At 64.6% G+C, this 14,237-nt stretch carries 12 protein-coding genes; 6 read left to right on the forward strand and 6 right to left on the reverse strand.

All coding sequences use genetic code 11. From position 1 onward, the window contains the following. Positions 1 to 56: 56 nt before the first annotated feature. The 6 genes from rseP to pyrH all read right to left on the reverse strand — a co-directional run bounded on the left by rseP (position 57) and on the right by pyrH (position 5,783). Positions 57 to 1,382 (reverse strand): RIP metalloprotease RseP, encoded by a 1,326-nt coding sequence (gene rseP / locus EI545_RS01200; protein ID WP_125323768.1) that lies wholly within the window; start codon positions 1,380 to 1,382, stop codon positions 57 to 59. Positions 1,383 to 1,386: 4 nt separating this feature from the next. After that, positions 1,387 to 2,571 carry a 1-deoxy-D-xylulose-5-phosphate reductoisomerase gene (gene dxr, locus EI545_RS01205; protein ID WP_125323769.1) on the reverse strand — a complete coding sequence of 395 codons (1,185 nt, stop codon included), beginning with the start codon at positions 2,569 to 2,571 and terminating at the stop codon, positions 1,387 to 1,389. Next, positions 2,571 to 3,506 (reverse strand): phosphatidate cytidylyltransferase, encoded by a 936-nt coding sequence (locus tag EI545_RS01210; protein WP_125323770.1) that lies wholly within the window; start codon positions 3,504 to 3,506, stop codon positions 2,571 to 2,573. The genes dxr and EI545_RS01210 overlap by 1 nt, the downstream gene beginning before the upstream one ends. Continuing rightward, positions 3,503 to 4,177, reverse strand: coding sequence for a polyprenyl diphosphate synthase (gene uppS, locus EI545_RS01215; RefSeq protein WP_125327181.1), 675 nt, complete (start codon positions 4,175 to 4,177; stop codon positions 3,503 to 3,505). The genes EI545_RS01210 and uppS overlap by 4 nt, the downstream gene beginning before the upstream one ends. 90 nt (positions 4,178 to 4,267) lie before the next feature. Next, positions 4,268 to 4,834 carry a ribosome recycling factor gene (gene frr / locus EI545_RS01220; protein WP_125323771.1) on the reverse strand — a complete coding sequence of 189 codons (567 nt, stop codon included), beginning with the start codon at positions 4,832 to 4,834 and terminating at the stop codon, positions 4,268 to 4,270. Between the two features lie 208 nt (positions 4,835 to 5,042). Continuing rightward, the gene (gene pyrH, locus EI545_RS01225; protein ID WP_125323772.1) at positions 5,043 to 5,783 is read right to left on the reverse strand and encodes a UMP kinase; all 741 of its coding nucleotides are present in this window, start codon (positions 5,781 to 5,783) and stop codon (positions 5,043 to 5,045) included. Between the two features lie 128 nt (positions 5,784 to 5,911). On the opposite strand from pyrH, the gene miaA reads away from it, so the two are divergent. The 6 genes from miaA to EI545_RS01255 all read left to right on the forward strand — a co-directional run bounded on the left by miaA (position 5,912) and on the right by EI545_RS01255 (position 14,218). Next, entirely contained in the window at positions 5,912 to 6,778 is an 867-nt protein-coding gene (gene miaA, locus EI545_RS01230) for a tRNA (adenosine(37)-N6)-dimethylallyltransferase MiaA (RefSeq protein ID WP_125323773.1), read from the forward strand. 174 nt (positions 6,779 to 6,952) lie between these two features. Continuing rightward, positions 6,953 to 7,750, forward strand: coding sequence for an AraC family transcriptional regulator (locus tag EI545_RS01235; protein WP_125323774.1), 798 nt, complete (start codon positions 6,953 to 6,955; stop codon positions 7,748 to 7,750). Positions 7,751 to 7,994: 244 nt separating this feature from the next. Further along, on the forward strand, positions 7,995 to 9,632 hold the full coding sequence (locus tag EI545_RS01240) for an ABC transporter substrate-binding protein (RefSeq protein ID WP_125323775.1): 1,638 nt from the start codon (positions 7,995 to 7,997) through the stop codon (positions 9,630 to 9,632). A gap of 115 nt (positions 9,633 to 9,747) precedes the next feature. Next, entirely contained in the window at positions 9,748 to 10,827 is a 1,080-nt protein-coding gene (locus EI545_RS01245; RefSeq protein ID WP_125323776.1) for an ABC transporter permease, read from the forward strand. A gap of 9 nt (positions 10,828 to 10,836) precedes the next feature. Continuing rightward, a complete protein-coding gene (locus EI545_RS01250; RefSeq protein WP_125323777.1) occupies positions 10,837 to 12,003 on the forward strand; it encodes an ABC transporter permease in 1,167 nt (388 codons plus the stop codon). A gap of 118 nt (positions 12,004 to 12,121) precedes the next feature. Next, positions 12,122 to 14,218 carry a dipeptide ABC transporter ATP-binding protein gene (locus tag EI545_RS01255; RefSeq protein WP_125323778.1) on the forward strand — a complete coding sequence of 699 codons (2,097 nt, stop codon included), beginning with the start codon at positions 12,122 to 12,124 and terminating at the stop codon, positions 14,216 to 14,218. Positions 14,219 to 14,237 lie beyond the last annotated feature (19 nt).

The raw sequence follows: 14,237 nt of genomic DNA on the forward strand, positions 1-14,237 counted from the left end.
ACATCTTGTGGTTCTGGGCGCGAAGCCGCAGGTCTGGCTTTGCCCACCTTGCACAATCAGACGCAGATCAGATCGCGGCTGAGCGCAAAGACCATCAGGCCGATGACCAGCGACAATCCCACGGTCATCATCACCCGAAGGGCGCGGTCCGACGGGGGGCGGCGCGTCACCGCCTCATAGGCGTGGAACACCAGATGGCCGCCATCGAGCACCGGAATCGGGAAGAGGTTCAGGATGCCAATCCCCAGCGACAGCACCGCCATCATGCCTATGAAGCTTTCCGCGCCGTTGCGCGCAGCGTCGCCCATGGTTTCGGCCATGCCGATCGCGCCCGTGAGGTTGCAGGTGCTGATCGCACCGCTGATCATCAGGCCAAGGCCGTTCAGCGTGCCCGTCGCCATGCGCCACATCTGCCCGGCGGCAAGGGTGATGGTCTCAACCGGGCCGGTGGCGCGGGTCGCGGGTTCGAAGGCGAGGCCAGCGACGATGCCGATCTGGTAGCGTTCGACGAAAGTGCCCGTCTCATCCTCGACGGTGCGGATGCGGGGGGTGAGGGTCAGGTCAAACGCCTCGCCATCGCGCCAGATGGTCAGCGGGACGGGGTCGCCCTTGCTGGCGGCGACGATTTCGGGAAGCTGGCTGAAGGCGGTGACATCCTGCCCTGCCGCGCGCAGGATCACGTCGCCGGACTGCAGGCCCGCGTCCATAGCGGCGGAGCGGATGATGACCTCACCCACCACCGGAGCAAAGGGGTGCGGGCCTTCCACCACAAGCTCATCCGTGCCGCGGCGCACGGTATAGGACATGGTGCGCTGGTTGGGCAGGTCGCTGACCACGGTGCCAAACGTCTCGCGGTCGGGGGTGGGCTGGCCCTGGATGGCAAGGATCACGTCGCCTTCCAGCAGGGTCGGGCCTTCGTGGGGAAAGTCGCGCATGGTGCCGACGGTGGGTTCTTCGCGCGGGATGCCAAGCACCAAGAGGATGCCCGCCAGCAGCACGAAGGTCAGGATGAAATTCGCGACCGGCCCCGCGGCCACCGTGGCCGACCGCGCCCAGAGGGGGGCGCCGGTCATCGTGTGGCGGCGTTCTTCGGCCGACAGGCCCGAGACGTCGCCGTGCTGGACTGACGTTGCATCGGCATCGCCCAGGAACTTGACGTAGCCGCCGAAGGGGATCGCGGCGATTTGCCAGCGGGTGCCGCGCTTGTCGAGGCGGCTCCACAGCACGGGGCCGAAGCCGACGGAGAACACTTCGGCATGGATGCCGGACCAGCGGCCGACGATGTAATGGCCGTATTCGTGGACGAAAACGATGATCGACAGGGCGACGATGAAGAAGAACACCGTCCAGGCAGTGCCACCAATGGCTGCGAAGATTTCCATGCCGTCAGCGGCCCCCTGCCCTTGCGCGTGCGATTTCGCCCGCCCTTACCCGTGCCAGATGGTCCATTCCCAGCACATCCTCAAGGGCTTCAGGCAGATTTGATGCGCCCATTTCCGGATCAAGCGCCGTCAGCGTGTCTTCGACGACCCCCGCCATGTCCATGAAGCCGATGCCGCCGGCAAGGAAATGGTCCAGCGCGATTTCCTTGGCCGCGTTGAAGGCGGCCCCGGCAAGGCCACGGCGGGCCATCACCTCGCGCGCAAGGCGTAGCGCCGGGTAGCGGGCCAGATCGGGCGCGCGGAAGGTCAGGGTGGAGACCTGGGCAAGGTCCAGCCGCGCCACCGGCAAGGCATCGCGCGCGGGCCAGTTCAGCGCATAGCCGATGGGATGGCGCATGTCGGGCGCGCCGAGATGCGCCATGATCGCCCCGTCATGAAAACCGACCATGGAATGGATCAGCGATTCGGGGTGGATGATGACCTCGACCTGATCCGGCGTCACACCGAAGAATTCGCGCGTCTCGATCACCTCGAGCGCCTTGTTGAACATGCTGGCCGAATCGATGGTGATCCGCTGGCCCATGGCCCAGTTCGGATGGGCCAGCGCCTCTTTCACCGTGGCTTTCGCCAGTGCCTCCAGCGGCCAGTCGCGCAACGCACCGCCTGAGGCTGTCAGGATGATGCGTTCGACGCAGGTGATGTCTTCGCCGGTCAGGGCCTGGAAGATGGCGGAGTGTTCGCTGTCCACCGGCAGGATGGTGGCTTTGTGCTTGGCAGCCTCGGCCAAGAGAAGCGGCCCGGCGGTGACGAGGCTTTCCTTGTTGGCAAGCGCCAGCGTCCGCCCGTGCCGCAGGGCGCGAAAGCCGGGGACAAGGCCTGCGGCACCGACGATCGCGCTCATCACCCAATCGGCGGGGCGGTCGGCGGCCTCGGCGATTGCCTCAGGCCCCGCGGCGGTTTCGGTGGTGGTGTCGGCCAGAAGGTCACGCAAGGCGGGCAGATCGGCAGGGTCGGCGCAGACGGCAAGTTCCGCATGCAGGCTGCGCGCCATGTCGGCCAGTCGGGCAAGGTTGCGGCCCCCGGTCAGGGCGACCACGCGAAAGGCCCCTGCCCCGCCCGCGCGCTGGATCAGGTCCACCGTCTGTTCGCCGACCGACCCCGTGGCCCCGAAAATCGAGATGCTGCGCATCAGCCCGCCACCGCCATGGGCAACGGCAGATCAAGGATCAGGCCCAGCAGGATCAAGACGACAATCGCCCCGATCAGCGCATCAAACCGGTCCAGCACACCGCCATGCCCGGGGATCAGGGTCGAGGCATCCTTGACCCCGCAGCGCCGCTTGATCCAGCTTTCCCAGACATCGCCCATCTGCCCGGCAAAGCCGATCAGCACCGACAGCGGCACCAGCCAGATCGTGCCATAGCCGGCAAGGACGAACGCGCCCCCTACTACCGCCGCCCCGACCCAGCCGGCCAAAGTGCCGCTCCACGTCTTTTTGGGGCTGACGGCGGGCCAGAACTTCGGCCCGCCAACCACACGGCCGACGAAATAGCCCAGCACGTCCGACGCGACGACGATCAGCACCAGCCACAGGATCACCGGGGTACCCGCCGTCATGCGCAGGTCGATCAGGCCATAGCCCGCGACCATGATGGCGACCGAATAAAGGCTGGTAAGCCTGCGGTCGCGCCGGTCAGTCAGGGCGATGGCAAGGGCGGGTGCCAGCAGGAAGGCCGCGGTGACCGGATCGGGAAAGACCAGCGTGACACCAAGGCTGACGCAGGCCAGAGCGGCCAGCCCGAGGGGCGTATTCTCATGGCCGGGCGCAGTGATCCTGGTCAGTTCCCAGACCATCGCGCCGGTCAAAAGCACCACCAGCAGCGCAAAGGACGGCCCACCCAGCCAGATTTCCGCCCCGCCAACCGCGATCAGCACCACGGCCGACACGACCCGTTTGCGCAGGTCCGCCCACCGGCCAACCGGACGGCCCGGCGGGATGGTCGTGACCGTGGGGTCTGCCGCAGCCTGTTCCGCCTGTTCGACCGCTTGCTCTGCTTGCTCTGCCGCTTGCTCCGCCGCCTTGGCGGTTGCATCGGTGTCCGGCACCGGGTCGTCGACGGTCATACTCCAACCCCGCCGAACCGCCGTTCGCGGTTGGAGAAGCGCTGGATGATGCCCGCAAGCTCATCCGGGGTGAAATCGGGCCAGAGCGTGCCGGTGAATTCATATTCGGCATAGGCCGCCTGCCACGGCAGGAAATTCGACGTCCGAGTCTCTCCGCTGGTGCGGATGACAAGGTCAGGGTCGGGCAGACCGCCGGTGTCCAGCCGTTCGGCGAAGGCCGCTTCGGTCAGATGGGCGGGGTCCAGAAGGCCTGCCGCCACTTCGTCGGCCACGCGGCGGGCGGCGCGGAAAATCTCATCCCGGCCGCCGTAATTGACCGCCACAGTCAGGTTCAGCCGGTCACACCCGGCGGTGCGCGCCTCGATCCCGGCCATCAGGCGCTGCAACTTGGGGTCCAGCCGCCCGCGTTCGCCGATGAAGCGCATCCGGACGCCCGCCTTGGCCAGCCGATCCGCCTCACGCTCGATATAGCGGGCGAAGATGGCCATGAGGCCAAGGACTTCCTCGGTGGAGCGTTTCCAGTTTTCGGTCGAGAACGCGTATAGCGTCAGCCACTTGATCCCAAGATCAGGCGCGGCCTTGACGATTTCGCGGACCCGTTCGGCACCGCGTCGGTGGCCCACAAGGCGCGGCCAGCCGCGGTTGGTGGCCCAGCGGCCATTGCCATCCATGATGATCGCCAGATGATTGACCGGCCGCAGAGCCGTCCCGATCTGCAAGTCTTTCGACACTTCGGCCGCCCCTCCTGCCAGACCTCCCGGTCAGACCTGCATGATTTCCTGCTGCTTGGCTTCCAGCACCCGGTCAACGGCGGCAATTGCCTTGTCGGTCAGATCCTGCACTTCCTCGGACCACATCTTCTGGTCGTCTTCGCTCATCCCGGCGGACTTGGCCTTCTTGATCTGGTCCATCCCGTCACGCCGGACGTTGCGGATCGCGACCTTGGCGTTTTCGGCATAGGTCGCGGCGACCTTGCTGAGCTGCTTGCGGCGCTCTTCGTTCAGTTCGGGGATCGGCAGGCGGATCAGGGGGCCATCGGTGACCGGGTTGATGCCGATGCCGCTTTCGCGGATCGCCTTTTCCACCTTCGAGATCATCGCCTTGTCCCAGACGTTGATCACCACCATCCGGGGTTCGGGGACGTTCACCGTGCCAAGCTGGTTGATCGGGGTCATCTGGCCATAGGCTTCGACCTGGATCGGCTCGACGATCGACGCCGAGGCGCGGCCAGTGCGAAGCGAGGCGAATTCGGTCTTGAGCGCGTTCATCGCGCCATCCATCCGGCGCTGCAGGTCGTCGGTGTCGATTTCAAGCTCGTCATTTGCCATGGACAACGGTTCCTTCACTTCAGCCCGCCCCCGGGGGATGGGTCATCCCGTCAGGGTTGCGGTTTTCGGCTCTATAGCAGAGGCGCGGGTCGGGGGTATAGGCCAAAGCCGCAGGCCTTTGAACCCCGATTGGCCGGTCTGGGGCAGGAAATCGCCCCGATTCGCAGTGCGTAGGCGGCTTTGGCGCATGATTGGCGTGGGGCCGGGGTCAGCCCTGCACCCTTGTATAGGTCCCCTCACCCGCCAGAATCCCCCGAAAGCCGCCGGGTTCGTCCAGCGAGAAGACGATGATCGGCAGGTCATTGTCGCGGGCCAGCGCGATGGCGGTGGCGTCCATCACCCCGAGGTGCTTTTCCAGCACCTCATCATAGGTCACGTTCGTATAACGCTTTGCATCGGCGTGCTTCTTGGGGTCCTTGTCATAGACGCCATCGACCTTGGTGCCCTTGAAGATCGCCTGACAGGCCATCTCGGACGCGCGCAGGGTGGCTGCGGTGTCGGTGGTGAAATACGGGTTTCCCGTGCCGGCAGCGAAGATGCAAACCCGCTTTTTTTCAAGATGCCGGACGGCGCGGCGGCGGATGTAGGGTTCACAAACCTGATCCATCGGAATGGCGCTGATGACCCGGGTGAACACGCCGATCTCCTCGAGCGCGGACTGCATCGCGAGGGCGTTCATCACGGTGGCAAGCATGCCCATGTAATCGGCGGTGGTGCGTTCCATCCCCTGGGCGCTGCCTTGCAAGCCCCGGAAAATATTGCCGCCGCCAATCACCATGCAGATCTCGACCCCAAGGTCGCGGACGGATTTCACCTCTTGCGCGATGCGGGCGACGGTGGGCGGATGCAGGCCAAAGCCCTGATCCCCCATCAGCGCCTCGCCCGAGATCTTGAGCATCACGCGGCTGTAGGTGACTGCCGCCCCCGTGTCGGTGGCTGTTTTGGACATGGCACCCCCTGCATATCGTTTTGTCATTGGACTGTGACGCAAAATGTCGCAAAACGGCGGAAGGTTCAACCTGTGACATCGGCTGGAGCGGGGGCAAGCCCCCGCACCCCCGGGATATTTGGACAAAGATGAAACTGGGCGCGATTTCCCGCGACAGGGCCGTGCTGATTGCGGGACCGACGGCCAGCGGCAAGTCTGGCCTTGCGATGGAGATTGCAGCGCGGGATGGACGGCTGATCGTCAATGCCGACGCGTTGCAGGTCTATGACAACTGGCGGGTCCTGACGGCCCGGCCCACCGTCGCGGATGAGGCGGCGCTGCCCCATGCGCTTTACGGGCATGTCGGGCGGCACGAACCCTATTCGGTTGGCCACTGGCTGCGCGAGGTGGCGCCGCTTTTGGACCGCCCGGTGGTGATCGTGGGGGGAACGGGGCTGAATTTCAATGCCTTGACCCGTGGGCTTGCCGACATCCCCGCAACCCCGCCGCCCATACGCGCGGAGGCGGATGCCCGGATGCAGGCCGAAGGGCGCCGGGCGCTGTTGGCCGAGCTTGATGCCGCAACCGTGGCGCGGATCGATCCGCTGAACGGTGCCCGCGTCCAGCGGGCCTGGGAGGTGATGCGCACGACCGGGCGGGGACTGGCCTCGTGGCAGGAGGAGACGCCTGCGCCGCTTTTGCCGGTGGAGCATGCGGAAGCCGTTGTCCTTGCACCGGAAACCGGCTGGTTGAACGATCGCATCGACCGCCGATTTGCCGCCATGATCGCCGACGGGGCGCTGGAAGAAGCGCGGGACAACCTTGCCGACTGGGACCCTGCGCGCCCATCGTCGCGCGCCATTGGCGGGCCCGAGCTGATTACCTACCTCAAGGGGGAAATCAGCCTTGAGGCGGCCATTGCCGCCGCCACGCTGGCCAGCCGACAATATGCAAAGCGTCAGCGCACCTGGTTCAGATCGAACATGGCGGGCTGGCGGCAGCTTTCCTTGCCCTGACGGGGGCTTGGCGGGCGAAGTTCGTGCGGATTTCGGCCTGTCCACAGACTTATGCACAGAAAATTGCAACATCGGGGGGTAACTTCCGGGCCTCAGTGCCGATTTTGCTTGGGTTGCGCTGCCGTGCCTGCTTTACTTTGGGCGTTGCCCGCATATCCCGGATCATCCGCTGCCATGACCGTTGCCACGCCGCCTTCACCGTCCCGGCTTGTTGCCATTCCGCGTCTTGCGGCGGGTGGCCGCTGGCGGGTTGAAGCGATGCGGTCGATTTCGGAGCCCTGCCTCCTTTGGTTCACCAAGGGTCAGGGTCGGATCACCATTTCCGGTGTCACACGCGGCTACACCGCCCATAACGCCATCTTCATCCCTGCGGGCGTGATGCATGGGTTCGAAGCCGGGCCGCAAGTTTTCGGCACGGCGGTGTTCTTCGGGCGCGATACGGATATCGTCCTGCCAAAGACCCCGCTGCATCTGCGCATCCGCGAAGTTCACGCCCAGCAAGAGGTGAACATCCTGCTGGATGCCATCCAGCGCGAGATTGAAAGCGACACCCCGGCCCATGAGCGGGCCACCCGGCATTACGTCGGGCTTCTGGGAGTGTGGCTGGAACGGCAGGCGCGCAAGGCAGAACCCGATGTCGCGCGCCCCGATGCCACGCGGCGGCTGGTCGCGCGCTACACCGCGCTGCTGGAGCGGAACTTCCGCAGCGGCATGGGTGTGGCGGATTTCGCCGCCGCCTTGGGGGTGACCCCGACCCACCTGACGCGCTGCTGCAACGCCGCCTGCGGCCGCCCGGCGAGCGCCCTGCTGCAGGATCGCCGCATCTTCGAAGCGCGCAAGCTTTTGACCGAGACTCGCATTCCGGTCGGGCGAATTGCTGAACAATTGGGCTTCAATTCGCCCGCGTATTTCACCCGCGCCTTCCAGCACCTTACGGGCAAGTCGCCATCGGCCTTCCGCCGTGCGATCTGACGGGCCAAATTCGACCTCAATCCGTACGTTTTCGACCAGTCAATGTCGCAAATGCGCGACCATGTGACGAAAGCAACCGTTGACGTCGGGGCAAAAAAGTTGCGCAATGGGCCCCGGGGGCGCGCTTTTGGCGCGAAGGTCTGATAGAGGTTGCGGCAGTGCCGCCCCTTGTTCGACCTTGGGGTCGGCGCTGCCAAAACCAAGAACAAAAAGTCTTAACAAAATGCCTGACAGGGAGACGACAATGACTGAAACGAACCGCGCTGCCGCATTGCACCCGGCAGCCTCGATGCACGTCGATGACTTTTCGGCCGGCAAGATCAGCCGCCGTGAGTTTCTGACGCGCACCACTGCGCTTGGCGTGTCTGCCGCCGCGGCCTATGGCCTGATCGGCCTGCAGTCGCCGGTGAAAGCCGAAGCCCATGCCACCGGCGGCATCGTCCGCTGCGGCATGGAAGTGAAGGGCACCAAGGACCCGCGGCTGGCCGACTGGCCGCATATCGCCAACGTCTACCGCGGCTGGCTGGAGTATCTCATCCAGTACAACGCCGACGGCACTTTCGAAGGCCGCCTCCTGGAAAGCTGGGAAGCCAATGCCGACGCCACCCAGTACACGCTGAAGGTTCGCCCCGGCGTGACCTGGAACAATGGCGACGCGTTCACCGCCGATGACGTGGTGCGCAACTTCGCCCGCTGGGCTGACGGCAATGTCGAAGGCAACGCGATGGCCAGCCGCTTCCCCGGTCTGGTGGACGAAGCGACCAAGACCCTGCGCGAAGGTGCCGTCGTCAAGGTCGACGACATGACCGTGCAGCTGAACCTGTCCGCCTCGGACGTGGCTGTGGTCCCGAACCTGGCCGACTATCCGGCGGCTGTTGTCCACTCCAGCTTCCAGGACGGCGAAGATCCGTCGGTCAACCCGATCGGTACCGGACCTTACGTTCCGCAGGAAGTGTCGGTCGGCCAGAAGGCCGTGCTGGTGCGCGCGCCGAACCACACCTGGTGGGGTGGCACTGCGCCCTTGGATGAGATTCACTACATCGACTTCGGCACCGACCCGTCGACCATGGTGAACCTTGCCGCTTCGGACGAGATCGACTGCAACTATGAGACCACCGGCGACTTCATCGACCAGCTTGACACTCTGGGCTGGCAGAAGCTGGAGGTTGTCACCGCATCGACCATCGTCGCGCGGATGAACTCGGCCACAAGCGAGCTTTACAAGGAAAAGGCCGTGCGTCAGGCCGTGCAGCTGGCCGTCGATCCGGCGGTCGTGCTGGAGCTTGGCTACAACAATCTGGGCCGGACCGGCGAAAACCACCACGCCTTCCCGATCCACCCGGAATATGCCGAACTGCCGCCCCAGACGATCAACGCGGCGGGTCTGGTCCCGGCGCTGGAAGCGGCTGGCCTGAAGGATGCCGAGTTCGAGCTGATCTCGCTTGACGATGGCTGGGAAGCGTCGACCACTGCCGCCATTCAGGCGCAGCTGAAAGACGCGGGCATGAACATCAAGCACACGGTCATGCCGGGGTCGACCTTCTGGAACGACTGGCAGAAGTATCCCTTCTCCTCCACCACCTGGAACCACCGCCCGCTGGCGGTGCAGAACATGTCGCTGGCTTACACCTCGACCGGTTCGTGGAACGAGACGGGCATGGCCAACGCCGAGTTTGACGCGGCGATGGCGGCAGCGCTGGCCCTGGCCGACGCCGATGCCCGGCGTGAAGTGATGGTGACGCTGGAGAAAATCCTGCAGGACGAAGGCTACATCATCAACCCGTTCTCGCGGTCGCTGTTCCGGCACGCGAAGGAAGGGGTGAACGTCGAGATGCACCCGTCGTTCGAGCATCACCACTACAAGTGGTCGATCACCGCCTGATCGACCTGACCGGGCGCGCAGGTGATGCGCGCCCGGATCTTTCCTGCCACCCCCGCCAGCCGCCGCCGCCCGCAAGGGACGGCCTGATCGCCCGTTGGGAGCAAAGGCCACAGCAATGCTGATTTTCATCGCACGCCGCCTGGGCATCATGGTGCTTACGGCATTCGTGCTGACCTTCGTGGTCTTCTTCCTGACCAACCTGCAGCCCAACCTTGAAAAACTGGCCCGACAAGAGGGTTCCGTCCGGATGAGCGACGAATCCGTCCTCGCCTGGATCGAACAGAACGGGCATAGCGGATCGGTCTTTTCGCGTTATGGCGAATGGCTGGGTCTGGTGCCGGGCTGGACCTACACCGACGAAAAGGGCGTGACGCGCGGCCGCTGCATCGAAGTGCGTCAGGACCCGGCGGATGCCCCGCGGTATTGCGGCATCCTGCAGGGCGACTGGGGCTATTCCACCTTCTTCCGCAAGGATGTGCTGCCATCGCTGACCGACAAGCTGGCCGCGACCGGCTGGCTGATGATGTGGGTGATGATCGTGATGGTGCCAAGCGCGCTGATCATCGGCGTCGTCGCCGGGATGCGTGAGGGCAGCCGGACCGACCGCGTGCTGTCGACCTTCTCCATCGCCTCGACCGCAACGCCGGAATATGTGTCGGGGGTCATTCTGGTGGCGCTGTTTGCCTCACCCGTCACCGGCCTGTCGCCGATGCTGGCGGAATGGGGCTGGATCGACGGGCGGACCCTGTTTCAGGGCGCCGCCTCGCCCGACCGCATCACCTTCTGGAGCTTTACGCTGCCGGTCCTGACCATCGCGCTCTACGGGATCGGCTACATCGCCCGGATGACACGGGCCAGCATGACCGAGGTGATGACCGCGCAATACATCCGCACGGCGCGGCTGAAGGGCGTGTCCTTCAATCAGGTCGTGATGCGCCATGCCTTGCGCAACGCACTGATCGCGCCTTTTACCGTGATCATGCTGCAGTTTCCCTGGCTATTGAACGGCGTCGTGATCGTGGAGACGCTGTTCAACTACAAGGGCTTCGGTTGGACGCTGGTTCAGGCCGCGGGCAACAATGACATCAACCTCCTGCTCGGCTGTTCGGTCGTGGCGGTGTTCGTGGTGCTGGTAACCCAGCTTATCTCGGACATTGGCTATGTGTTCCTGAACCCGCGCATCCGCATCTCGTAAGGGGCCGCCATGGACGACGTACTTTCCTGGGGCACCATCTTCGGCAAGGTCGCGGTGCAATTCGTGCCGGTCTGGATCGCACTGGTGGTGACCTACGCCGTGTCGATCACCTTCAAGCGGCGGCTGGGGCTTTACGGCAAGCTCTTCGACAGCCCGGTGGGCATGATCGGCTTTGGCATCGTGATGTTCTGGGTCTTCACGGCGCTGTTTGCCGATCAGATCATCACCTTCGACCCCTTGGCGCAGTTTTCGGGGATGAAGAACAAGCCGCTTGGCACGCCGCTGGCTGGCGCTGGCGAGGCGGATTACGCCTGGTTCCTGTTCGGCGGTGACCATCTGGCGCGCGATGTCTTCAGCCGCATGGTGATGGGCGCGCGGTCGGTCCTGTCGATCGCCCCGGCGGCCACGGCCTTCGCCTTCATGGTCGGCATCACGCTTGGCGTGCCAGCGGGCTACTTCGGCGGGCGGCTCGATACCACGCTGTCGTTCATCGCCAACCTCGTGCTGGCCTTCCCGGTGATCCTGCTGTTCTACCTGCTCGTCACGCCGGAAATCCGGCTGACCGGCATCCCGGTGATCCTTGCCGCGATCCTGTTCCTGTTCCCGATCATCTTCCTGACCATCCTCTTCAACGCCCGCTTCTTCACCGATCCGAAGAAGCGCAACCTCTATGTCGGCGCGGTGCTGGTGATCGGCCTCTGGGCCTACTCTGGCCTCGCGTTCAACATGGACCCCCTCGGCGTCTGGTCGATGGAGCCGAACCTGTTGAACGTCTTCGTGTCGGTCGTCTTCGTGAACTCGCCCACCGTGTTCCGCATCGTGCGCGGCATCGTGATGGACCTGAAAGCGCGGGACTATGTGGCGGCGGGCCAGACGCGCGGCGAAGGCCCGTGGTACATCATGCTGTGGGAAATCCTGCCCAACGCACGCGGGCCGCTGATCGTCGATTTCTGCCTGCGCATCGGCTACACCACCATCCTCCTCGGCACGCTGGGCTTCTTCGGCCTTGGTGTGGCGCCTGACAGCCCGGACTGGGGCTCCACCATCGACGATGGCCGCAAGACCCTGAACCTGTTCCCCCATGCAGCTGTAGTCCCAGCGCTTGCTCTGATGAGCCTGGTCCTTGGCCTCAACCTTCTGGCCGATGGCCTGCGCGAAGAAAGCTTGAGGGACTGATGTCTTTCACGTTTGACCAAATATCCCACGGGGGCGGACTCCGGTTCGCCACCGGTTCAAGAACCGGAGGCCGCGGGGTATGAAACCCCCGCTCCGCCGCCCGCCAAAGGAGACCACCATGGCTGACTCCAGCACCGCTTGGGACCCGTCCAAACCGATCCTCGAAATCGAGAACCTCTCGATCAGCTTCTTCACCCGCTTGCGCGAAATCCCGGCGGTGATGGATTTCTCCTGCACCGTCATGGCGGGTGAGGCGATGGGGCTGGTCGGCGAATCCGGCTGCGGCAAGTCAACCGTGGCGCTGGCCGTGATGCGCGACCTTGGGAAGAACGGCAAGATCGTTGCGGGCACAATCAAGTTCAAGGGCCGCGACCTGACGCATATGGGCGATGAGGAATTGCGCCATATCCGCGGGTCCGAGATCGCGATGATCTATCAGGAACCGATGGCCTCGCTGAACCCGGCGATGAAGATCGGCGCGCAGCTGGCCGAAGTGCCGATGATTCATTCCGGCATGTCGAAGGATGAGGCGTGGAAACTGGCCCGCCAGATCGTGGCTGACGTCCGCCTGCCCGACCCCGACCGGATCATCAACGCCTATCCGCACCAGCTTTCGGGCGGCCAGCAGCAACGCATCGTCATCGCCATGGCGCTGATGGCGAAGCCCGCGCTCCTGATCCTGGACGAACCCACCACTGCGCTGGACGTGACGGTGGAGGCGGGGATCGTCGATCTGGTCAAGGACCTGGGCGAGAAATACGGCACCTCCATGCTGTTCATCAGCCACAACCTTGGGCTGGTGATGGATGTCTGCGACCGCATCTGCGTGATGTATTCCGGCGAGGCGGTGGAAACCGGGGCCGTCACCGAAGTCTTCGACGTCATGCGCCACCCCTATACGCAGGCGCTGTTCCGTTCCATCCCGCTTCCCGGCGCTGACAAGAACGCGCGGCCGCTGATTTCCATTCCCGGCAACTTCCCCCTGCCCCATGAACGGCCGCCCGGTTGCAACTTCGGCCCGCGCTGTGACTATTTCCAGAAGGGTCGCTGCGATGCGACCGAGATCCCGATGGACCCGGTCCCCGGTGGCGACCGCCACGCCACGCGCTGCCTGCGGTGGAGCGAGATCGACTGGGACGCCCCGCCCGCCAAACGCGCGGTCAAGGCGAAAGCCCCGATTGGCGAGGTCGTCCTGAAGATGGAGGACCTGAAGAAATACTACGACGTGTCCTCGGGCGCGTTTGGCGGCGGCACCATGAAGGTGGTCAAGGCGAACGAAAGCCTCAGCTTCGAAGCGCGTGAGGGGGAAACACTGGCCATCGTCGGCGAATCCGGCTGCGGCAAGTCGACCTTCGCCAAGGTCTTGATGGGGCTGGAGACGGCGACCTCGGGCTCCATCATGCTGTTTGACGAAAACGTGCAGTCGACCCCGATCCAGAAGCGCAACACGGATACAGTGTCCTCGGTGCAGATGGTGTTCCAGAACCCCTTCGACACGCTGAATCCGTCGATGAACGTGGGGCGCCAGATCATCCGCGCGCTAGAGATCTTCCGCTACGGCAAATCGGATCAGGACCGTCAGGACCGGATGCTGGAGCTTCTGGATCTGGTGAAGCTGCCCCGCGCCTTTGCCGACCGGATGCCGCGCCAATTGTCGGGCGGGCAGAAGCAGCGCGTCGGCATCGCCCGCGCCTTTGCCGGTGGGGCGAAGGTCGTGGTGGCGGATGAGCCGGTGTCAGCGCTGGACGTGTCGGTGCAGGCCGCTGTGACCGACCTGCTGATGGACATCCAGCGCGAGAACCGCACGACGCTTCTGTTTATCAGCCATGACCTGTCCATCGTCCGCTACCTGTCGGACCGGGTGATGGTGATGTACCTTGGCCATGTGGTCGAGATGGGCACGACCGATCAGGTCTTCCAGCCGCCATACCACCCCTATACCGAGGCGCTTTTGTCCGCCGTGCCGATTGCCGATACCAAGGTGGTGCGCAAGCGGATCGTGCTGGAGGGTGACATCCCTTCGGCCGTGAACCCGCCGCCCGGATGCCCGTTCCAGACGCGGTGCCGCTGGAAATCCCAGGTCAGCCCGGCTGGTCTGTGCGACCGCGAAATGCCACCTGTAAAGACGCTGGACGGGGGGCATCAGATCAAATGCCACCTCACGACCGAGCAGCTTGCGCAGATGGAACCGGTGATCAAGGTCGCGGCGGAATGACCCTTGCCTGCGGTGCGGG

The organism is Tabrizicola piscis (assembly GCF_003940805.1).
Classification (GTDB): Bacteria; Pseudomonadota; Alphaproteobacteria; order Rhodobacterales; family Rhodobacteraceae; genus Tabrizicola; species Tabrizicola piscis.

Bases quoted from the DNA above. Each gene is read 5' to 3' on its own strand.
- rseP (WP_125323768.1), bottom strand. From the start codon at position 1,382: ATGGAAATCTTCGCAGCCATTGGTGGCACTGCCTGGACGGTGTTCTTC.
- dxr (WP_125323769.1), bottom strand. From the start codon at position 2,571: ATGCGCAGCATCTCGATTTTCGGGGCCACGGGGTCGGTCGGCGAACAG.
- EI545_RS01210 (WP_125323770.1), bottom strand. From the start codon at position 3,506: ATGACCGTCGACGACCCGGTGCCGGACACCGATGCAACCGCCAAGGCG.
- uppS (WP_125327181.1), bottom strand. From the start codon at position 4,177: ATGGATGGCAATGGCCGCTGGGCCACCAACCGCGGCTGGCCGCGCCTT.
- frr (WP_125323771.1), bottom strand. From the start codon at position 4,834: ATGGCAAATGACGAGCTTGAAATCGACACCGACGACCTGCAGCGCCGG.
- pyrH (WP_125323772.1), bottom strand. From the start codon at position 5,783: ATGTCCAAAACAGCCACCGACACGGGGGCGGCAGTCACCTACAGCCGC.
- miaA (WP_125323773.1), top strand. From the start codon at position 5,912: ATGAAACTGGGCGCGATTTCCCGCGACAGGGCCGTGCTGATTGCGGGA.
- EI545_RS01235 (WP_125323774.1), top strand. From the start codon at position 6,953: ATGACCGTTGCCACGCCGCCTTCACCGTCCCGGCTTGTTGCCATTCCG.
- EI545_RS01240 (WP_125323775.1), top strand. From the start codon at position 7,995: ATGACTGAAACGAACCGCGCTGCCGCATTGCACCCGGCAGCCTCGATG.
- EI545_RS01245 (WP_125323776.1), top strand. From the start codon at position 9,748: ATGCTGATTTTCATCGCACGCCGCCTGGGCATCATGGTGCTTACGGCA.
- EI545_RS01250 (WP_125323777.1), top strand. From the start codon at position 10,837: ATGGACGACGTACTTTCCTGGGGCACCATCTTCGGCAAGGTCGCGGTG.
- EI545_RS01255 (WP_125323778.1), top strand. From the start codon at position 12,122: ATGGCTGACTCCAGCACCGCTTGGGACCCGTCCAAACCGATCCTCGAA.